13 protein-coding genes and 1 pseudogene are annotated in these 21,211 nt (G+C 54.2%); 9 read left to right on the top strand and 5 right to left on the bottom strand.

Annotation, left to right across the window (positions count from 1 at the left end):
- Positions 1-124 precede the first annotated feature (124 nt).
- Positions 125-1,201 (top strand): annotated as a pseudogene (gene zigA, locus AAF465_10620) (zinc metallochaperone GTPase ZigA).
- An 8-nt stretch (positions 1,202-1,209) separates the two neighbouring features.
- On the top strand, positions 1,210-1,884 hold the full coding sequence (locus AAF465_10615; GenBank protein ID MEM7083177.1) for a DUF1826 domain-containing protein: 675 nt from the start codon (positions 1,210-1,212) through the stop codon (positions 1,882-1,884).
- Between the two features lie 354 nt (positions 1,885-2,238).
- Here AAF465_10615 and AAF465_10610 read toward each other — a convergent pair whose 3' ends face one another.
- Positions 2,239-2,970: a Yip1 family protein gene (locus tag AAF465_10610; GenBank protein MEM7083176.1), complete on the bottom strand. Its 732-nt coding sequence runs from the start codon at positions 2,968-2,970 to the stop codon at positions 2,239-2,241.
- A 416-nt stretch (positions 2,971-3,386) separates the two neighbouring features.
- On the opposite strand from AAF465_10610, the gene AAF465_10605 reads away from it, so the two are divergent.
- Positions 3,387-4,328 (top strand): hypothetical protein, encoded by a 942-nt coding sequence (locus AAF465_10605; GenBank protein ID MEM7083175.1) that lies wholly within the window; start codon positions 3,387-3,389, stop codon positions 4,326-4,328.
- Positions 4,329-4,406: 78 nt separating this feature from the next.
- Here AAF465_10605 and AAF465_10600 read toward each other — a convergent pair whose 3' ends face one another.
- A complete protein-coding gene (locus AAF465_10600) occupies positions 4,407-7,712 on the bottom strand; it encodes a S8 family serine peptidase (protein ID MEM7083174.1) in 3,306 nt (1,101 codons plus the stop codon).
- A 294-nt stretch (positions 7,713-8,006) separates the two neighbouring features.
- Between AAF465_10600 and AAF465_10595 the strand changes: the two genes are divergently transcribed.
- A complete protein-coding gene (locus tag AAF465_10595) occupies positions 8,007-9,500 on the top strand; it encodes an alanine/glycine:cation symporter family protein (protein MEM7083173.1) in 1,494 nt (497 codons plus the stop codon).
- Between the two features lie 140 nt (positions 9,501-9,640).
- Entirely contained in the window at positions 9,641-10,108 is a 468-nt protein-coding gene (locus tag AAF465_10590; protein ID MEM7083172.1) for an RDD family protein, read from the top strand.
- A 144-nt stretch (positions 10,109-10,252) separates the two neighbouring features.
- On the opposite strand, the gene AAF465_10585 is transcribed toward AAF465_10590, so the two are convergent.
- Together AAF465_10585 and AAF465_10580 are read right to left on the bottom strand one after the other, a co-directional pair.
- Positions 10,253-10,726, bottom strand: coding sequence for a pilin (locus tag AAF465_10585; GenBank protein MEM7083171.1), 474 nt, complete (start codon positions 10,724-10,726; stop codon positions 10,253-10,255).
- 18 nt (positions 10,727-10,744) lie between these two features.
- Complete coding sequence (locus AAF465_10580) at positions 10,745-11,692, bottom strand: hypothetical protein (protein ID MEM7083170.1); 948 nt, start codon at positions 11,690-11,692, stop codon at positions 10,745-10,747.
- An 861-nt stretch (positions 11,693-12,553) separates the two neighbouring features.
- Between AAF465_10580 and AAF465_10575 the strand changes: the two genes are divergently transcribed.
- The 3 genes from AAF465_10575 to AAF465_10565 all read left to right on the top strand — a co-directional run bounded on the left by AAF465_10575 (position 12,554) and on the right by AAF465_10565 (position 16,172).
- A complete protein-coding gene (locus AAF465_10575; protein ID MEM7083169.1) occupies positions 12,554-14,623 on the top strand; it encodes a TonB-dependent receptor in 2,070 nt (689 codons plus the stop codon).
- A 225-nt stretch (positions 14,624-14,848) separates the two neighbouring features.
- Entirely contained in the window at positions 14,849-15,643 is a 795-nt protein-coding gene (locus tag AAF465_10570; protein MEM7083168.1) for a hypothetical protein, read from the top strand.
- Positions 15,644-15,659: 16 nt separating this feature from the next.
- A complete protein-coding gene (locus AAF465_10565) occupies positions 15,660-16,172 on the top strand; it encodes a DUF4920 domain-containing protein (protein MEM7083167.1) in 513 nt (170 codons plus the stop codon).
- A gap of 25 nt (positions 16,173-16,197) precedes the next feature.
- Here the strand turns inward: AAF465_10565 and AAF465_10560 are convergent, their stop codons facing one another.
- The gene (locus tag AAF465_10560; GenBank protein MEM7083166.1) at positions 16,198-20,193 is read right to left on the bottom strand and encodes a protein kinase; all 3,996 of its coding nucleotides are present in this window, start codon (positions 20,191-20,193) and stop codon (positions 16,198-16,200) included.
- Between the two features lie 229 nt (positions 20,194-20,422).
- Here AAF465_10560 and AAF465_10555 point away from each other — a divergent pair, with 229 nt between their 5' ends.
- Positions 20,423-21,193, top strand: coding sequence for a nuclear transport factor 2 family protein (locus AAF465_10555; GenBank protein MEM7083165.1), 771 nt, complete (start codon positions 20,423-20,425; stop codon positions 21,191-21,193).
- Positions 21,194-21,211: the final 18 nt, after the last annotated feature.

Here is a 21,211-nt window from a genome sequence, read left to right as displayed (position 1 = left end):
GGAAGCCACCTGCTGCGCACCGCGCGGCAGCTCGGCGGCCTTCTCGACGCCGACGAGGCGCGGCAGCCGCTGGGTGCCGCCGGCGCCCGGCGGAAAGCCGAGCTTGACCTCCGGCTGACCGACGAGCGAGATCAATATAGATTCCGCGATTGTTAGTCAGGAAGTCTCGCTAAACCGCAGTGAAGAGAAGCTGGTTGAAATGAGTAACGGGTGCATTTGCTGCACCCTGCGAGAAGACTTATTGGAAGAGGTGACTAAGCTTGCGAAGGACGGGCGATTTGATTATTTGCTGATTGAGTCGACGGGCATTTCGGAGCCGCTACCCGTGGCCGAGACTTTTACATTTGCCGATGAAGATGGACTGTCTCTGTCGCAGGTTGCACAGTTGGATACGATGGTGACCGTCGTCGATGCGGTGAACTTTTTGCAAGACTATGCGCAAGCCCAAACACTTCAGCAAAAAGGCGAATCGTTGGGAGAAGATGACGAACGAAACGTGTCGGATTTGCTGGTGGATCAGGTGGAGTTTGCCGATGTAATCTTGGTGAGCAAAACCGATATGGCGAAGGAGTCGGATGTCGAACGGTTAATGGCCATCCTCAGATCCCTCAACACACACGCCAAAATCGTTCCGATCGCACACGGTGAAGTGAGTTTGGATGCCGTTCTGAGCACGGGCTTGTTTGACTTTGAGAGAGCCCAACAGGCGCCAGGCTGGCTGAAAGAAATTCGGGGCGAGCATGTACCGGAAACGGAAGAATACGGTATCAGCAGCTTCAGTTACCGAGCTCACCGGCCCTTCTATCCGAAAAAATTCTTTGACTTTCTTCGTGGCACTGAGAACTACGGCAAACTTATTCGCTCCAAGGGCTACTTTTGGCTGGCGACACGACCTCAATTTGCTGGGCACTGGAGTCAGGCCGGCGGCATCGCGCGGTATGGATTTGGTGGGTATTTTTGGCGAGCAGTGCCGAAAAGCAATTGGCCCACAGACGAAGAATCACTCGCGTTTATTCAGTCCAAATGGGTAGAGCCGTTCGGCGACATGCGCCAAGAATTGGTGTTCATTGGCCAGAATCTTGATGAGGAGGCCGTTATTTCTGCGCTGGATAACTGCTTGCTTTCTGAAGAGGATGTACTGCGGGGCGTGGAGCATTGGATGTCGTTTGAAGATCCGTTCCCTGCCTGGGAAATCGGTTAGGTAAGGGCATGAAACCGGCGCTTTGGCACACTACTGTGGGTAATCAGGCCGTTCATCATAAGATTCGGCAGCCGATCATTGGCAACCGGCCAGAAATTCTATCCGAGGTGTTTCAATCGAGCACCAACATCGTCGTATGGAAACGCAAACTGAGCGATCGACTGCAGCAAGAATGTGCGCGGTTTGTGGTTGCCAACCCTGGTTTGAGCCTGTCGATGGTCGTTGAGCGTGCAAACGCCACTTCCTCTATCAGTCCAATTTTCGGCGGGCAAGAGGCGGATCGCATTACGACCAGTGTTGTCGCTTTGGTTGATCTTTTCTGCGCGTTGTTTGAGCTGAAAAAGACTCGGCTGCAACTGGCAACCGTGAATCATGCGATGTGCCCTCGCTTCCACGCAGATCATCTGCCGTGTCGACTTGTCACCACGTATCACGGCGTCTGTACCGAATGGCTTGCACATGAATCGGTCGACAGAACGAAACTGGGACCCGGCAGTGGCGGTCTGCCGGATCATAAAACGGGTTTGTATACACATTCATCTGATATTCATCGTCTTGAATGCGGCGACGTCGCGCTTTTTAAAGGCGAAACCTGGGCCGGTAATGAAAACGCCGGGCTTGTCCATCGGTCGCCAGCGGTTCCCATCGGTCAAGCTCGCTTATTGTTGACGCTCGACTATTGAAGCGTGCTTTTGTTGCACGAGCAGTATCGTTCGATACCGTTGATAACTGTGTTAATCCAAGGGCGATATTGAGCCCGCGTAAATATAAGACGATTGGTTAATTGGTGTCATCCGATTCGGTGATCCGCTACCGCAAGCGTTCAGCGACGCCGGCGTATTGAGTCAATTCGCTGACGCGTACTGCTTTTTGTGTGTTTCACCACCAAAGGAAGCCGTCGGCGCTTTATGTCACCGGGCCCGGAACGCGCTCTTTCGCTGCAACGACAACGCGACGAACAGCTATCTGCTCAACAGCCGGTAAATAAGAGACAGTTCAAACCACCATGCCACGACGACCCATTCTTCTCGTTTGATCTATTGGCCAAAGGAGTAGAAGACGCCAAACAGCAGGGCAATACAGACGACAACGACCAATATCACTAGGCCGGTTAGGATGAGGTTGCCCAAACCCTTCCATGCCGAATGAAAGCCTTGAGCTTCGGCAATTGTATTGCTGAGCAGCACAAGCCACCAAATGCCGAAAACAACTGTAGCGAGAGACGCGACAATGACGAAAATCGCGATGTCCAGTCGAGCGTCAATCGTCGGAGTGGCTTCGGTGAACATATCGTGCCCAACAATCGCTATCATGAGGAACCAAACAGTTAGCGACAGGATGCTCGGTACAGATGCCCAAGCGAAGGCCGTTCGTATGTCTTCACGACTGCCAGCGCCACCAATCCACTTGCCGGTAAAGTGAATGAGATGATAGCTAACCCAGAGTCCTAACAGCCCACTAACCGGACCGAAAAGAAAGGCGGTGAGGAGTATGCCCCAAAGCGGTAATTCGTCGCCCGCATTGCGCATGGATGCTCGATCGAGAAAGTTCGCAATACCCGAGAGTGCAGCGATAAGGTAAACGTGTAACTCAGGATCCCTGGCAATAATCTCACGTATGGTTTGGCGCGGTCGGATCAGTATCGAACGAAAGGGTGCAAGACCAGTCAAATCGATTGTTGCGGCCATTTCCGGCACATCACGAAGCTCGGCCTCAGGAGCTGAGTAGGGATTGCGGCTATCGACTATTTGATCGTTCTTGTCATTCATCGTCTTACGTTTCCTATGCCCAGAAAAATTGTCTGTAATGTACGTGCCGGCGGCTTCGTGAGTAACCGTTTCGTGAAGGCCACTAAGCTTAGCATGCAAGGGTGGTTGTCGGTGCGCCTTGTCTGTTTTGTTTCCTAATTAGTCACCGTCACTCTCAGTGGTGGCACACAGCTGCCAGTCAATCGATGCCTAAGGATCGGTCGCTCAGTCTCTTGATTCAGCTCAGTGCAAAGTGCGCTGCACACTCACCGTGTTCCTAACTGAGATGTTTTTCTGTCTCGCGACACTGTCCTTTGAATGCCCCGCGTGACGCGCACACTGTTTTGCCCCGTTTAACGTTAAAAGCTAAGTGGTGATGACGTCGCTGATTTCGGCGCGGGTGTGCAATGTGATCGAAAGGCTAGAGGGAGAGTGCAATGACACTACATGTAATACCTGGCTTGGTCGCAGCGGTCTCGCTGCACTGTCCCGACCATGCCGAGGAGTCGCTCAGTTCCGAAAAATTAGAGAAGCAGGCGCTTGAGTGCATTTCAAAGCTTGAAAAAGACGACGGGCTCATCACGCCAGGCAAAGAGACTGAGGCGCTCGTGCGATATGTGAACGATGCCATTCTCGGTAAATACGACAAGAATCATGACGCGAAGATCATGGGTAAAGAGGCCCAGCAGTACGTGCAAGACAAGGTGGCCCCTCAGGTCAGCGAGGCCGAGCTCCAGCGCGTGTATGGCAGAGCCTATGCCAAAACGGCAAAACTATTTGAGGGGGGTGTGACAGTGGATGCGGTTAGTAACATACGCCATCAGATCCCCATGGTGCCGCGCACGTTGGGGTTTGGCTTTGGCCTCAATTACGGTATGAAAGACGAACTGCAAAAAGAAACTGAGAAAATTGGGGGAAGCATAGAGTATAGCTGGGGCGCGGATACACTCGTTGGCGTACCCTATCGGACGAGCTCAAAACTCTCTTATGGCAAGGAGAATGTCTTTATCCAAAATGGTGCGAACAAAGTGGAGCGGTGGACCTTCCAGCCGCTCAGGGTCACGTTGGAAAATAGTAAGTGGCCGGCAAAGCCTGTAATCGGTTTGGGCATCGGTAGAACGCGCACTGAGAATATCGCTGAAGGTGAGGTTGAAAACGAAACAGAGAATGAATTTGAATGGGAGCTGGGTCTGCAATACCCACTGAAATTTTCCTATGGCAATGAGAAAAAACTCGAATTTGGTTCGTTGACGTTGAGCAAGAAGATTCGCTTTGAGCGCTTCGCGTCGGGTAAGCGAAACGAGGAAGTGACGCTAGGTTTCACAATTGACAAATCTCAGTTCAAGTCGATTCGACGATTTCTCGGTCGATCGGAGTGAGCCGTTTTATAGAACAGTTACAGCAACTAAAAAAAACCCCGCCGGAGCGGGGTTTTTTTTGCTCTCAAGCGTCGAACGTTAGGGCGCTACACCACTCGGTCCTGGTGGCTGTAAGAAGAACGCTGGGAACACCTGGTAGTCGATGAAGTTGCACACACCATCGCCATTGAGGTCTTCGTCGACGTCCCCACAGGCTTCATTGAACACTTCGGTCCAGATTTGAATGTCGACGAAGTTCACCACGCCGTCATTGTTTAGGTCTGGGTCGCACACGTTGCCGTATCCATCCCCATTCGTGTCACGCTGCGCGGGGTTTGGGTGTACCGTGCAGTTGTCGGCCAGGTCGAGGACGCCGTCGCCATCGCTGTCTATGCCGCCGTAGTTGGTGGCCGTGTCACCCGGTGGTGGAGAGAAGGTGCCCAGTTCAAGGTTTTGCGCTCGGTCTTTGGCGCGCGAGTTAAAGTGGTACACGCCTGGGCCAGGTGGCAGCCAGTTGATCACTCCGTTGTTGTTAGTCGAGAACTCGCCGGTATACGTCCAAGGACCGGCTGGCTCCTTGTAGTACCAAAAGTCGACGAACTCAAGCCCACTCGAGGGGGACACATCCGATACCGCGAATGTCATCGGAATGGTGCCGCCAGCTACGAAGGTGGGTGTGCTGACAACCGATTCGGGTCGCACCGTGTCACGGAACGTGAAGCAGTCGTTGCTAACCGGGAAGCTCTCCCAGTTACCGCCGTTATCCCGAGCACGGATCGCGAAGAAGTAAATGCCGTCGCCATCGCCGGTGACGTAGTTAAAGGAGCCGGACAGACCGTTCTGAACCATACCGGTATACTGATATACGCCACTTCCGGGTGTTCGAACGTAAAGCTGCGCGATGTCGACACCGGTACCTAAGAACCCGTCAGATGCAGTCCACGATACTTCGATCGTCGTCTCGTTGGTGTTGCTGGTCGTTAGTGTGCAATCACTGGTTGGCGCGTTGGTTTCAACAATAAACTGCACGCCGTCCGGTATTGAGTTGGTGTACGTTTCATCGTAGCTGTTGCTCGTAACGGTGACTGGAATAAAGTAGCTACCGGAACTCAAGCCATTGGTCGTCAAATCGAAGTAGGCGGTTTCTGTACTGCCCTCAGCGATCGTACCGACATTGGTGCTGGAGTTGTCACCGGTGACACCGGCCAGGTTGCCGATGGCCACATTGGTTGAGTGTGCACCGGTCGTGCCGTTGTTGGCGACAATCGTGCCGACTTCAAACGTTTGGAAGGGCCCAACAACCGGAATCAGTGGGCTGGCATCAAAGCTCGGCGGATTCACCGACTGGAAGTTCTCTTCGGTCGCGAGCGTAAACGGGATCGCGCCGGTGCCATCAAAGCTTGTACTCCATGAATACACCTTGATCACTGCCTCGCCGGAGGATGGCGCAACGACCTGATGCACGTTGTCGTTTGGCGTGAGGTCATTATCAAGTCGCGCGCCAGTCGTGTTTGAGTACAGTCGAAGGTTCAGGTCACCGATTGATCGTTGACCCGTCGACGGGCCGCCGTCCACATACGTGTCTGCACGCTTATGCCACGTAAGAGTGGCTTTTTCGTTGGTAAACATGGTGCCTTTGTAGAGGCGGTAGTCGTCTTCCGTCGCATTGTCATTGCGTGGGAATACGCTGCCGTTGAAGTAGTCATTGTTATTGAAATGCGCCTCAGCCAAATCCATGTATCCCCAGCCATAGGCTTTGTCCCACAACGTATCGCAATTGGTTCCACTACAGCTTGCTGAAGACACCTGACCATCGTCGGAAGTGGTTGACGTGTCGTTACTGGTCCACGCATCAGCGGTGTTCAGCATCACGGCTTTTTGAGACCGTGGCAGCGTGTTGCCCGCATCTTCCATAAGCAAAATGCCTGCCGCCACATGGGGTGCGGCCATACTGGTGCCCGACAACATACAAAAGTCGTCAATGTTATCTGTGCCAGGTTCCGACGGTCCATTGCAGCCGTTGTAGGGCAGTGAGCCGGAGCCAGGCCAATAGAAGTTGGTCGAATTAATGCTCGTACCCGGCGCGGAAATATCCGGCTTTCGTCGCCCTGCAACCGTTGGACCAACACTTGACGAGGTGCTGCGTATGTCATCCGATCGCCCGACTGTGCCGCGATCGTTCATGTTTGCGACCGCTAACAGGTTGTAGGCGGTGGCGGGATGCGTAATGGTGATGTTCGGATCGCCTGGATCCGTGGTCGTCCAACCACGGTTACCCGTCGATTTGGTGACCATAATGTTGAAGTTTTCGACATAGGCGTCGTAAAAGCTGTCATTGGCGTTGTAATCGACGTCGTTGGCAATACCGTAGCCAAGACTGTGGTTAACCGCTTCCGGAGACTGCGCAAAATCCGACGCGAGGTTATGCATCCGGCTCATGGTCGTCGCTTGACTGCCTGCGATCTCCCAGATGATGGCGCCCACATTGGGTACGCCGCCTTCAATCGTTGAGTGATTGCTGGCAACGATGCCAGTGACGTGTGTGCCGTGTCCAACTTCCTGATCGGTATCGGTAGGCGATGCGGCATTCGTAAAAAAACCTTCGGCTGGTGACAGGTTCGGGTGATTCTCCTGAACACCGGTGTCGATAATGCCGACATCAAACACACCGCTGCCATCGATACCCGCATTGTGGTAGGTCGGGAAACCCACAGCCGCCGTGCTGACCTCTAGCTCATAATCGGCAGGTCGGTTGGGCAGAATTTCAATCACCCGGTTATCGAACGCTAACGACTGCAGCATGCTTGCTTTAATCGAAGCGCCCAACGCGTGTACGAGTGGCACTTCCGATGTCACGGTGCCGCCCGCGCTTTGGATATTGTTGCGCATCGCGGCGCGTTCGCTACTGCCGGCGGCCACGATCGCATCACTCACCGCTTTGTGCATGACGGTACGGGCTTCGTCGAGTTGGCGCTTGAGCGTGTCGAGCTGCGCTTGCTTGGCGGCGGCCATCGGCTTGTTTGCAATTGACCGCATGTATTCTTTTTCTTCATCTTCGGTCAGTGATTTGCTTGGCCAATCCGCGCGTCGGATGCTGCGCATCTGTTCACCGATGCTGTCGATAATGGCGCGGTGCTGAGCTTTGGTTTGTTCAACCGGATCAGGTTTGCCTGCTTCCGGTGCGGGGCGTGCCATGTAAATGATCACATCGATTGTGTCATTGTCGCCCGCAAGGCGCAGGCTCGGCGCAATTTTGTCCAGCCCTTGTTTTGGTTGAGTCGATTCGACTTGATAGGTGAGCCCATCTTCGCCGATGACCGTTTCGGCTATCGCTGCCGTTGACCAGCCCCCTAAGGCGGTCAATATGGCCAGCAGGCCAATAGAGTGTCGTTGCGTGTGTGTCATTGTTTTGCCCTCATGGTTCCCTGGTCATTTGGAGCGATCTCGATGAAAATCAACTATTTATGGTGAGATCGCTTCCTTCCTCGCACTGAAAATTGCTGTGCTCTATCCAAACGAGCGACAAAGGGATTCGGATAGCCTCATGCTGGCGTAAAAAGATTGAGTATCAGCGTGGTCCGGTGACGGTATGGCGCAGTGATGGGCTTCGTAAAACGTTGTCGTTCAGCCTCAAGAAAAAATTTCCGTATAATCAGACGCCTTACTTTAGAGCGGTGGGCCCGTCGCCCGTCCTACGTAATTGGGGAGTCGATCATCGATACATTAAGCAGCCTCGTCTGGAGTCCAGCCCTCGTCTACCTGCTGCTTGGCGCAGGTTTGTTTTTTTCGGTCATCACGCGTTTCGTGCAGGTGAGATTGTTCGGCGAAATGATTCGCCTCCTGTTTCACAGCAAGAGTTCGGATACCGGTATTTCATCATTTCAAGCCCTGGCGGTATCTCTGTCAGGACGAGTAGGCACAGGCAACATTGCCGGTGTCGCGGCGGCGATCGGCTTTGGCGGGCCTGGGGCGGTTTTTTGGATGTGGGTGGTGGCGTTTTTAGGTGCCGCCACGGCCTATATCGAATCGACCTTGGGTCAAATCTATAAAGAAGAAGATGACGGGCAGTATCGTGGCGGTCCAGCCTACTACATTGAAAAAGCAATGGGCCAAAAGTGGTACGCGTGGATTTTCGCCATCGTGACCATCTTTTCGTGCGGCGTGTTGTTGCCCGGCGTGCAGTCTAATGCGATCGGCAATGCGATGGATGTTGCGTTTGGGTCGGGGCAAACCATGAATACGTTTGCGGGTGAATTCAGCGTTATCAAAGTCGTTACGGGCGGCGTTATTTGTGCGTTGTTGGGCATTATTATCTTTGGCGGCGTTAAGCGAATTGCCACGGTCACACAATACGTGGTGCCCTTTATGGCGCTGGCCTATATTGTAACGGCGATCATTATTGTGGCGCTGAACGTCAGTCAGGTGCCGGCCATTCTTGGTATGATTGTCGGCGATGCGTTTACACCGATGGCGGGTCTTGGGGCCGCCATCGGTTGGGGCGTGAAACGCGGTGTGTATTCGAATGAGGCCGGGCAGGGCACGGGACCACACGCCGCGGCGGCATCGGAAGTGGCGCATCCGGCGCAACAGGGCCTCGTTCAGGCCTTTTCGGTGTATATCGATACCTTGCTCGTCTGTACCGCAACTGCGCTGATGATTCTCATTACCGGCGCCTACAACGTGCATAACCCCGAAGGTGGGTTTTTAGTGCAAAACCTATCGGCCGGTTTGGCAGCAAGCAGTCCGGCGTTTACGCAGTTTGCTGTTGACAGCATGTTCGCAGGCTTTGGCAAACCATTTATTGCCGTCGCGTTGTTCTTCTTTGCGTTCACTACCTTATTGGCCTATTACTATATCGCCGAAACCAATGTGGCCTATATTCGCCGTACACTCAAAATTCCGGGTGAGTTACTGGTGCTCAAAATCGTACTCATCGGCGCAGTGTTCTACGGAACGGTGCGCACCGCCGATTTGGCCTGGGCGTTGGGCGACCTGGGTGTTGGACTGATGGCGTGGCTCAACGTGGTTGCCATTCTCATTCTGTTTGCGCTGAGTCGACCGGCCGTTAAGGCGCTCCAGGATTACGAACAACAGCGGCGTGCCGGCGTGAGTCAGTACACGTTCGACCCTGAGCGACTGGGCATCAAGAACGCCTCATTTTGGGCCGATAGACAGGCAGATTCGACGGATTGACCGCCGATTCGTGGCGATGCGCTCGTGACTTTTAGTTCGTTGCTGGTGGTTGATATCAATGATCCGCTTAGGCGCGCGTAAACCATCAGTACGCCTTTCTCTGCCGCCATGCGACGGTTGATTGGCGAGTGAGAATGCCCATGCAGAATCCCTACGCCGCAACCCAGAGTCCTGTCGCTGATCGATACCGATTGATGCTCGATGCTGGACTCTGGTGCCGACTGACCAACTTTTTGGTCGACGTGGTCTTCGTTCTTATTGCCAGTTCCGCGTTCGTCTTTATTGTGATGGTCGTGCTGTGGATGGAGCTGCCGCACTATACGTATTTCGAAGTGCTCGATATTGTGCCATTCGAGTGGTTATTCGGTTTGAACTTGCTGCTTTATTACGCTGTTTGCGAACGTCGCTTTGGCGTAACAGTCGGAAAAATGATGAGTGGTACTCGCGTGGTCAATGAACAGGGTGGGTCGATTGATTGGCGTCAGAGCATCATTCGCACGGTCTGCCGATTGATTCCCTGTGAGTGTCTGTCCATTTTCTTTAGTCAGAATAAGCGTTGCTGGCACGATATCCTGTCAGGCACCAAGGTGGTGACATCACACGCCTGATGGTCTTTTCCAAGCCGTATCGATGTTGGTGACCAGATGTTGGTGACCAAACGAGATCGTAACGCGACATGAGTACTCAGATCATTACACCGCGTTCTGCGCCTAGAGTGAGCCTAGGACAAGTCCGCGATTGCTGCACCGCCACTACAGACAGTGCAGAGGTGTCATATGTCGAATGGTGTTCGTTTTGTTCTCGCCATTGGGTTGCATGCCATTCGGCGCCTCGCGATAGCCGCACGTCCAACTGATCGGGCTTTTCGGGCTGCTTGGGACCGTCAAGGGTCGCAGCGACAACACCTTACTCGCAAGTGCTTTGTGGACGTGGTTGCCAAACGTAATGTGAATGGCACCGTTTTCAATCGCGAGCTTGGTCGTGTAGTTGCCAATGATTTTGTCTGGCGGCGGGATACCAAGCGCCGAGTTGTCGGGCGGAAATCGACCGTTTGTTTTGTAATAGTCGACGATTGTCTCCTGATACGCAGTGCTTAATCCGATGCCTTCGCCCACCTGTTTTGAGACGATTCGACCGGAGAGTTCGGGCAAAACGTAACTGGACAGAATGCCCAAAATGGCAACGACAACCATCAATTCTATGAGGGAAAAGCCTTTGTTCTTCATGTCGAACTCCTTATTTGCCTAGCTGAGCGATCTGCCGATATACAAGATAGGGATATAATAGTCGATGACCATCGCACCAATCATGATCAAAATTGAAAAGGTGAGTATGGTGGATACCACACGAACGAAAAACTGCACGGCAGAATCGAGCGCTTCTTCAGCGCTACGTCGCTGATAGGCGATTTCGTTTTCGATGACATCGGTTTGCCAAGCGACGTCGAGAGCGTCTTTAAAGTCATCGTCGTCCCAGTTGATACGCTGGCGCATTAGCTCATAGGAGTCCTCCAGTTCGAGTCCGGTTCGTGAACCTATTCGCATCATGCCGACACCCACAATACGCGCGAGGGCTGAGTTGATTCGCGAAAGCCCTGGTGTTCGGTGAAACGGGCGGCCGAAATCGCGCAGTGTCGACAACGAGTATGTGCTTTGATGGAGCACGCCGTACAAACCGGCAACAAGTGCAAGCAATAGCAACGAGATCAGCGGGTAGCCCGTCATCCCCATGGCGCTTATCACGCTGTCGGGAATGTCAACGGGCGACCGCTGATAAACAATCTGAAGATTGGGCAGAACGCTCGAAGCAAAAATTGTGCTGACGATCAATGCGACAAAGCAAACAAGGCCTAGATAAGCGAACCGGGGCAGTAGGAGCGTGCGTAGTGTCGCGCCGATGCGATCAAGATCGCTGATCAGCGAGCGGGCGGCTAAGTAGCCCGCTGCTCGATCGCCCGATGCTGCTGGACTGGCGTCAAGCACCTGGGTGAGGTCGCCTAGTTGCAATGCGAGGAACTCGTCGGTCGATGACTCGCTGCGAACAATGGTCTCAATTTTTGACAAAATGGCCAGCGTTTCCGAGTCGCCCTTTTCGCTTAACTGGGTAATGGCGGCGACGTGAGAATGGCCTTTTTCGCGGAGCCAGCTGTACTGTCGAGTGATGGCGTCGAAGCGAGTGTGTTCGTGAATCATAAGTCCCTGACTAGATTAATTGATTTTTCGGTGTTTCCAAGCACGCGCTTATCGATACGATTGACGTGGATGTCAGCCCACTGCACTTGGGCGTCTCGCGAATCAAAAATACGCGCATGCAACCGATTATATAAGGCGCGATGGATGAATATTATGGTATGTCGTTCGTGATCGAATTTATACCCTAAAGCGAGGGCAGCGCTGGTCACCTGAATCGTCTGAGCGGGGTAACGCCGAGTCTAATAAAACGTGTGATAAGTCCAACGGGATCAGCCACTATTCGTTGCAACGGATCGTCGGAACGAATCGAACGACCCAACAACGAGTGAGATGGGTGCTCACTGGCAAGCCCTGCATTGACGTGACGACACTCGTGTTTAAGGGTTTGTCCATCGATGCGGTGATGCGCGAATTCGGTATTGCGCTTTTCATTATCACGGTGGTGCCCGCGCTCAAGCGCCTCGTCGTCATTGTCTGTGGCCGCGCGGTCCACTGTCATGCCCGTCGCCCTACGGTCGCCAGCGCGGAGACCCTGGGTACCGTCTCGAGTCTCCCGTTTGCTCAACATAATGCCCACCGACAGCAGAGGCTAAATCATGTCAAAGCGGGTGTTCTTGGAATCGCGTCCGCGTCCTCAAGTTCAACAGGCCATGGCGGCGATGTGAGCGGAATCACATCAATTCGGCGATGTTGGCGGTGTAATGGAAGACCAAAGTGCACTGCCAGGCCATCCGCGTGTCGGGGCACGTGGCGCCTGTCGCCGCAAAGATTGGGCAAGAGCGGCAAGAATTCACATGCGATTTACATATCGGCTGATAGTTTTCGTTACATTGTTACAAAATAAGAGTATCGGAGTATAACGTGCCTTCTTATTCATTTAAGCAATCTCTTTATGCAGCAGTGTGCGTGCTCGTAACCAGTGCCGTGGGCGTGCCGGCTGTGGCGCACGAAAACGAAGATGTTCTCGATGAGATCATCATTAAAGCGGGCCGATGGCAAAACCCGACCGGAGCGGCGGTTTCCGCGTCGGAAGGCCTGGTCGGGCAAGTCGAGATCGACTCGCGCCCGCGGCTACGAACCGGCGAGATTTTGGAGGTGGTGCCCGGCCTAATCGTGACACAGCACAGTGGCAGTGGAAAATCTAATCAGATGTTCCTTCGTGGCTTTAATCTTGACCACGGCACCGACTTTGCCACGTGGGTTGACGGTATGCCCGTCAACAAGCCAACCCACGGACATGGTCAAGGTTATACCGATCTCAACTTCATTATGCCGGAGCTCATTCGAACCGTTGAGTATCGCAAGGGCCCGTATTACGCCGAAGTTTCCGATTTCTCATCGGCCGGCGCTGCTTACATGTCCACCTTCAATCGCCTCGACGACGGTATGATTAAACTCGGTGTCGGTGAAAACGGTTATACCCGACTGTTCGGCGCAAACAGCCTAGAAGTCGGTGGTGGCGACTTGCTCATCGGCGGCCAGTCGCATTTCTTTGATGGACCGTGGGTAGGTGTTGAGGAAGATCTGAAACGCTACACCGGACTGGCACGCTACCACCGCAAAACGGATTCGAATGAGTGGAACGTCATGTTCATGGCTTACGACGCCGAGTGGGATTCGGCCGATCAGGTCCCACAGCGCGCCGTGCAAAGCGGACTGGTTGATGAGTTTGGCACCATTGACGACACCGTGGGGGGTGACACCTCACGCTTTAGTTTGTCGGGTAGCTGGCATCAAGATTTCGCTAACGGCAGTTTGCGTGCCCGAGGTTACTGGATCGACTACGAGTTGGACTTGTTTTCGAATTTCACGTATTTCCTGGACGATCCGGTCAATGGCGATCAGTTTGAGCAGGTCGATGATCGGCAGGTTTTTGGCGGCGATCTGGTTTGGGAATTCCCACGGAAAGGTCGGCATAGTCAAAGCGTCGGGTTGATGATCCGTCACGATGACATTGACGAAGTGGGACTGTTTCGTACCAGCGAACGCCAGCGCCTGAGCACCGTACGTCAAGACACCGTTTCTCAAACGAGCGTGGGTGCGTACTACGATCTGAACACCGAGTGGAACGAACAATGGCGCACAAGTGTTGGACTGCGTGCCGATTACTATCACTTCGACGTAGAGCGCAGCACCCTCGATGTCAACACTGGGAGTGATAGCGAACTATTGATTACCCCTAAACTCAACGTGATTTACGGTTTCAGCGATAGCACAGAGGCATTCTTCAGTGCGGGTCGCGCGTTTCATAGTAACGACGCGCGCGGGGTTACGATTGTGACGGATCCGGTCACAGGGGATCCAGCGGAACGGGTTGATCCACTGGTTGCGTCGGACGGTGCAGAGATCGGGTTTCGCACGGTGCTGGATCAACGTTTGAATGTATCCGCGTCGCTTTGGTACTTAGAGCTTGAATCCGAGCTGCTATTTGTCGGCGATGCAGGTAACACCGAAGCCAGCCGTCCAAGCCGGCGCTACGGTCTCGAGATTCCGCTTTACTATCGATTCAACGATATCTGGACAGTGGATGTCGAGCTCTCGCTAAGCCGAGCACAATTTAAAGGAGACGATCCCGGTGGGGACGAAATTCCAGGGTCGCTCGATCGCGTGGTGTCAGCCGGTATATCGGCGCAAACCCGAACCGGCTGGTACGGCAGCGCGCGTATGCGTCATTTTGGAAAGCGACCGCTGATCGAAGACAACAGTGTGCAATCCGATCCATCCACCGTGTTTAATATGAGCGTCGGCTACCGCGTCAATAACTGGGACTTGAGACTCGACGTGCTCAATCTCTTTGATGAGACCGACGATGACATCACCTACTTCTACACATCCCGTCTCCCCGGAGAGCCAGCCGAGGGCGTAGACGATATTCACTACCACCCTATGGAATCGCGTTCACTGCGTGCCCATATCACCTGGCGTTTTTAAGCTCGAAACGGCTTTACTGGGCCTAGTCAGTGCGCCGTAACAGGGCCGGCAACCCGGCTTGCCGTCTGAACAGGATTCGGCCCCTGCGCGTTGATCACGCGCAGGGGTCGGTTTCGTTTGGAAGATCACCGCGATTTCAGCCATCCTACCCGCGCGAACACACCGTTCTGCGGTTTAGGCTACACTTTGCCAATGAGGCAAAAAATTCTTCTTACTATAGTTTGTGTGCTTACCGTGCTGGCGGCCAGCACAGGCCATCTCGACGCGCTTGGCAAAGAGACGGCTGAAAACGCCTTTCAACGAGCGCTGGTGACATTCGCCGCGGCCCGTACGCTTAACGGCGTCATTTCTGTTGCGCAGGGCACAGAAGTGGCGATTGAGCCGGCCGGTGTTGGCGTCAATTTTTCCGTTGGCCAAATACTCGATCCGGTTAATGATTTGGTCGAGCGATTTTCGTCCGTCATGCTCGTTGCGACCAGTGCGCTGGGTTTGCAGAACATTCTGTTGAATATCAGTAAGTGGTGGGTGGTCACCGGCTTTTTGGTGGCGTCGGCCCTGTTTTTGTTGATCTCCACCTGGTCGTCAGGCGTTGGTCGTTGGAAGGCAGTGGCACTGCGCGTGTTGCTGGTATCGGTGGCGATTCGATTTGCCTTACCAGTTATGATCATTGGCACCAATATGGTGTTTGATCTGTTTTTGGATCAGCAGCACCAGGCTGCTACGCAGGCGCTTGAAACGACGAGTGTCGAAGTGCGTGAATTTAGCGAACAAAGCCGTCCACCACCCCCGGCCGATCAGTCCCTTCGTGAAAAAATCGGTACTTTTCTCGACGACTCGTTGGACCGAGTGAACGTGACCGAAAAACTTGAGCAGCTACGAGACCGCTTATCGAATGCGAGCGAGCACATCATCAATCTCATTGTGATCTTTGTGCTACAAACCATCATTTTGCCCATTTTGTTCCTGTATCTGCTGGTCAATGGGCTTAAAGCGATTGGTGTGCGAACGTTCGGACACTGAAATAGGAGAATACGGCATGAAATTTTTTAAGGAATGGGTGGCACTGGCTGTGATGTTGGCGATAACCATCCCGTTAACTGCCGACAATAGTGCACCCAAGGAACCGTCGGCTGTTGTTCGTTTATCCGAACCGGTGGAGTCCGATGAACACGCCGAAACATTTGGCGACAAATTGGATAAATCGATGGTCGTGCAATCACTGCATTCGGTGCTCGAGGCGGCTGACCATCATCTCGATAATCCATTCGCCTTGCGCGTGGCCGTAAAAAAGGTGTGTCAGAAAAAAGGTTGCTTTTTCGTTGCTCAAGACGGTGAAGCCACGATTCGAGTTGCGTTTAAAGACTATGGTTTTTTCGTACCGACCGACATCGCGGGTAAAACGGTCACGTTAGTTGGTGTGCTCAAAGCGCGGGCATTGACCGAAGACGAGGCGGCGCACTATTCGAGCGATCTTGGCGAGGAAGGCAGTATTCGGGCGGGGCTCATGCATGAAATTGAAGCTACCCTCGTGCAGGTTCCACGCGGCTAACGTTTTCGCGGCATGCCGCGCACACTTAGTCCGTATGATCGCCGGTCCAGCGTGCGCCCACAATGTGACCATCGTGCCGCCCTGTGACATCGCGCGCAGTGCCCCCTTTCCCCTCATTGAACGACCAGGCGGCCGATAACCCTTCAACATTGGACGACAGCGCGCTCGACAGAGAGTGTTGTATATCGCGTTCTGAACGCGCCTGTGACCAGACGCGCACTTCATCGATGCGTCCATAGAAACTTGACGGTGTGTGCTGCCGACCGCCGATACGAAACTCGTTCTTGTAGCGGTGGGCGTCGCCAATGACGGATGAAACCGGTTGCGATTGAATACGTACGCCATTGATATAAAAATGGATCTGATCGGGTGTTCTTACCATGGCGAGGTGAGACCACGTGTGGTGAGCAAGTCGGTAACGAGTAGGCACCCATCCCATCCAGCCGTGTTCTGTTGCCAAGGTCCAGTGGAGCGAGCCATCGGGACGCACCGCGATTTGGTATTCGCCTTCTTTATTTACCAGCATGCGCAAATCGAGTGGTGTTTGTCCATACTCAAATGGTTTTGGCCACACCCACATTTCAAGGGTAAAGGACGACCGCATGGCGAGCCCCTGCGGTTGCGCACACAGCACATGATCATCATTGCCTGCAAAGATCAGGGCGCCACGGCTAAGGTGACCGGGAGTGGGCAGAGTCTCTATCGGTGGTGGATGAAGCGCCAGGGCGAGTCGCGCGCGCCGTCCGATGTGGTCAAATGACCGGTCACCGCGCAAACTACGAGCGACAGACTGTGCGTCAGGTTGATTTTGGAACAGTTTGGCGACGGGTTCGCGCAGCGTGTTCTTGGCTTGGTGAAACGCGAGACGATGCGCCACCTGTTCGCGTAAGGCGCGGCTATCGAAACGCTGGACGGTTCCATCCGCAAAGCTGGCGACCAACTGACGTGGGTCACTCGAAAAGTACAGGTCCACAACCGATGCGTCGCTAACCGGCTGCAAATTGAGGACCGGTCGGCGCGTCGCGACATTCCATATCCAAAGTTCGGCGTCGGACGATCCGGCGGCAATCAGGCTTGCATCGGGTGAGAAGGCGAGAGCGGACACGCTGCCCATCCGCTCGGAAAATGGCCCGACTGGCGCCAGCGAATGCGCATCCAGGATCTCTATGGAGCCGTCGCTCCACCCTGTGGCCAGTTTTTCGCCAGATTTAGTGAGCGCGAGCGAGCGTATCGTCGCGTCTGTGCGTTCGAATACGTGCTCAACCTGATCGGAACCGATGTTTTGCCTGAAGAGCGTGTGCGAATCTGCGAAGATGATCGCGAACGTGTCAGGCGTAAAGCGCGCATGACGAATCGGAGAACTCAATGGCAGCGTGCGGTGCTCGCCCGAGTGCAGGTCAGTGACAGTGAGCTTGCCATTATCCGTTAGCGTCGACAGAAATTGACTGTCATGGGAAAAACTCAGCGCCCTCACGTCCACATCGTCGACAGTCAAAGTATCCGTATGCTCAAGAGTGAGCGCATCCAGTATCAACACACGACCCCGCTCACCCATTGCCAGGTACCGGCCGTCGCCGGACCGCGTGAACGTGGTGGCGTCCATGGCGCCAATGGGCGCCTGATCGAACAATGCCAAGGTGCTGCTATCGTAACGACGCAGCAGGCCAAACTCGTCGAGCGTGTCAATGTAATCCGAATTGGTTTGGTGTGATAGCCATCGCCCCTTTGCATGGTCGTGTCGCGTAATCGACGAATCGAATAACCGAGTGCCATCAGCAAACTGTACGGCAATCCAACGACCAGAGCGATCTGTGTGCACGTGTATAGGTGTGGACTGTATACCAAGTAAAACGGTTGGTTCTGTCACGCCACGCGTGTCGTGAATTCGCAGCGAGCCATCCTCGCTGGCAACGACCAAGCGCTGTCCGTCCGCGCTAAACACGATGGCGGGCGCGCCTTTTCGATGGCCGCTGAATCGTTCAAGCACACGCGTCGATGCGGCTTCTCGCAGCCGTATCGTATTGCCGCTTTCGGACGTGGCAACCTGTGTGCCGTTTGGGGAAAGGGCAATAGCGTGGAGCGAATACGCATCGGCTCGTGAAATACGCTCACCGGTGCCGGCGTAGAGGTGATACGCAGTTTGACTTGTGGGCAAAAACACAACACCAATAAAATTGCCTTCGCCGGTCATCGTGATGCGCTTGCCGCCTGCCGGTAGCGGAATTTCGATGCGCTCGCGGTTTGCGCCGACATTGATCTCAAGCAGGTTGTCGTACAAAATCGCCGCGCGGCGACCATCGCGTGTCACGGCAACATCGATTGGTTTTCGTCGGAGCGGCTGAGTGTCCCGTAGAACCGGCGGGCCGGCACGCGACAACTGCCAAAATTCCAATTGTTGCGATGGTCGTGCAATCACTGCATGTTGGGCGTCCAAGGATAGCGCGGCTGCTTGGATTTTCGATTCACCCAAACGATCCGTTTTGAAATAGGTCTGGTCGGCTGTGCCTGCACCTTGGTGCCACAGCAGCGTGCTGTCTGTGCGCAATGCAAGTAAGGCACCGTCGGACCGGACACCGGTGGCGAGAATAGTGGAGTCCTTGAGCGAAATCATGGAGTCGTCGAGTTGACTGGCCATTAACGACCAAGCGAAGTGGCGATCATCATTCTCTAGACGCCCGAGCAGGCGCGCCGCACTCGCTCCGTCACGGTTATCGAGTGCTTCTTTTGCGTTTTGCAACGTAGTGCGATGAATTTCGTTAATCGCGATGGCGCGTTCCGCCTCAGCGACACGCTGTGCGTCGATGGCACGCTGCATTTGATAGGTTGAAAAGAGCGTCGCGCCAACCAGCCCGACGCCGGCCAATATTCCCAGGCTGACAGCGATTGGGTTGCGGCTGTAAAAACGCCCGAGTCGATACAGCATCGTGGCGGGACGCGCCTCAACGGGGCGGCGCTCGAGGTGACGATTAAGATCGGCCGCCAAGTCGTCTGCTGAGGCGTAGCGCGCTTCCGGTGCCTTACGCAGCGCCTTGAGAACGATATTATCCAGGTCGCCACGACACGTTGGATGCGTGGTGCTTGGCCGAACGGGCTCATCATCAACAATGGCCTGCGCCAACGCCAACAGCTCATCCGAGTCAGGCGAGTACGGTAGCCGCCCGGTTAGGAGCTTGTTGAGCAGCACTCCCAGTGAATAGATATCGGAGGTCGTCGTAATGGTGCCGTGCTGAACCTGCTCAGGGCTAGCGTACTGGGGAGTGAGCATGCTTTGCCCCAGCACGGTTTGGACGGCTTGCTCTTCCAGTCGCGTACCAATCAGTTTGGCAATACCAAAATCCAGCAATTTGGGCTCGCCGTTTGGTGTTACTAAAATATTGTCCGGCTTAATATCGCGATGCACGATCAGGTTGCGGTGGGCGTATTGCACGGCGCTGCACACCTGACAAAAGAGCGCGATACGTCGCGATGTACTCAACGCGTTCTGCTCGCAATAGGCATCAATGGGTAACCCTTCGACATATTCCATGACGACGTAGGGTGCGCCGTTCGATGTCGTGCCCCCATCGAGTAGGCGCGCAATGTGGGGATGATTGAGGTTCGCGAGCATTTGCCGCTCGGCCAGAAAGCGTTCGCGTAAATGATGGCCTGATAGGCCATGCATGACTTTGATCGCCACCGAACTTTCATAGCTCTCATCACGGCGCGCGGCTAACCAGACGGTACCCATGCCGCCATGCCCAATTTCGCGCACGATCTCATACGCGCCGATACGCGCGCCTGTTTGAATTTCTCGATCAAACAATTGAGAGGCGGTTGCGGTAATCGCTTCGCCCACAAACGTGAGATTTGTCTTTGCAGACTCAGCCTCGAGCAGCGCCTCCAACTCAAGACGCAGTTCGGGGTCATCGGCCAGCTCTGTGCGGATAAAATCCTCGCGCGCCGCGCCGTCAAGACCCGATGCGTGTGCGTAAAGCGATTTGAGGCGCTGCCAGCGTTGAGTACTGTTGCTATTGTCTGCCAATGAACGTCCGTTGTGTTCAAGTAGGGTGGAGCCCTCGAGCGTCGATCAGACAGCTCGATGGCTAAATACTACCCGATTTGGATCGCTTGACCCCGATTCTGGCCATGTGATTCGTTCCTGCTGTCCAATATTCACCGTATTCAGTGCAGCATTTACCACTGCCTGCCGCATCGCCGCTGCTACACTTTTAGGCGTTGCCGCTCATCACACAGTCGTTGAGGATCCGACCATGAGTCAGAAAATTGAACATGCCCGAGCGCTTTACATGGAGGGTATTCGTGATGGCAACGCGCGAGAAGCCGTTACCCGGTACACCGGCGATCGATACACGCAGCATTCCACCGGTGTTCGTGATGGGGTAGAGGGCTTTGTTGAGTTTTTCGAACCGTTTATTGCCCGCAATCCGATTCGCGATATCACTATTCTCAGGGCGTTTGAGGACGGCTCCCATGTGTTTGTTCATGCCTATCAGAGTTTGAATAATGGCGAGGCCGAGTGGGTCACCATGGATTTTTTTGATACGGACGAACACGACAAGATTATCGAACATTGGGACGTCATCGCCGCGTTTGACGGGACCACGCCGTCGGGTCATACGCAAATTGATGGTGAGACGGTCGTCGAGCACGTCGACGAAACCGATGCGAACAAAGAAATTGTGCGAGACATGATTCATGATGTCTTGATGCGCGAGGGGCGTCCGGAGCGCGCGGCTACGTATATTCACCCCGACTGCATCCAGCATAGCTTAACCCTCAAAGATGGATTGCACGCTTTTGAAACCATGCTGGGGGAGGCGGATCGCTCGTGGTATGACGAGGTGGTCTTACTCATCGGCTCTGGTCATTTCGTGGCGACGCTGAGTCGAGTCACTCAGGGCGATCAACTCTATGCGCAAACGGATCTGTACCGACTCGCAGATGGGAAAATAGTCGAGCATTGGGATGCATCTGAGCCCGTTCCGCCGCAGCAAGAATGGGCCAACAGCGGCAAGTTTTGATTTTGTAATTCACAAGGG

This window comes from Pseudomonadota bacterium, from assembly GCA_039028935.1.
Classification (GTDB): domain Bacteria; phylum Pseudomonadota; class Gammaproteobacteria; order Steroidobacterales; family SZUA-146; genus SZUA-146.
The sequence above is the reverse complement of the archived record's forward strand: the minus strand, read 5'-3'. Positions and strand labels throughout refer to the sequence as shown.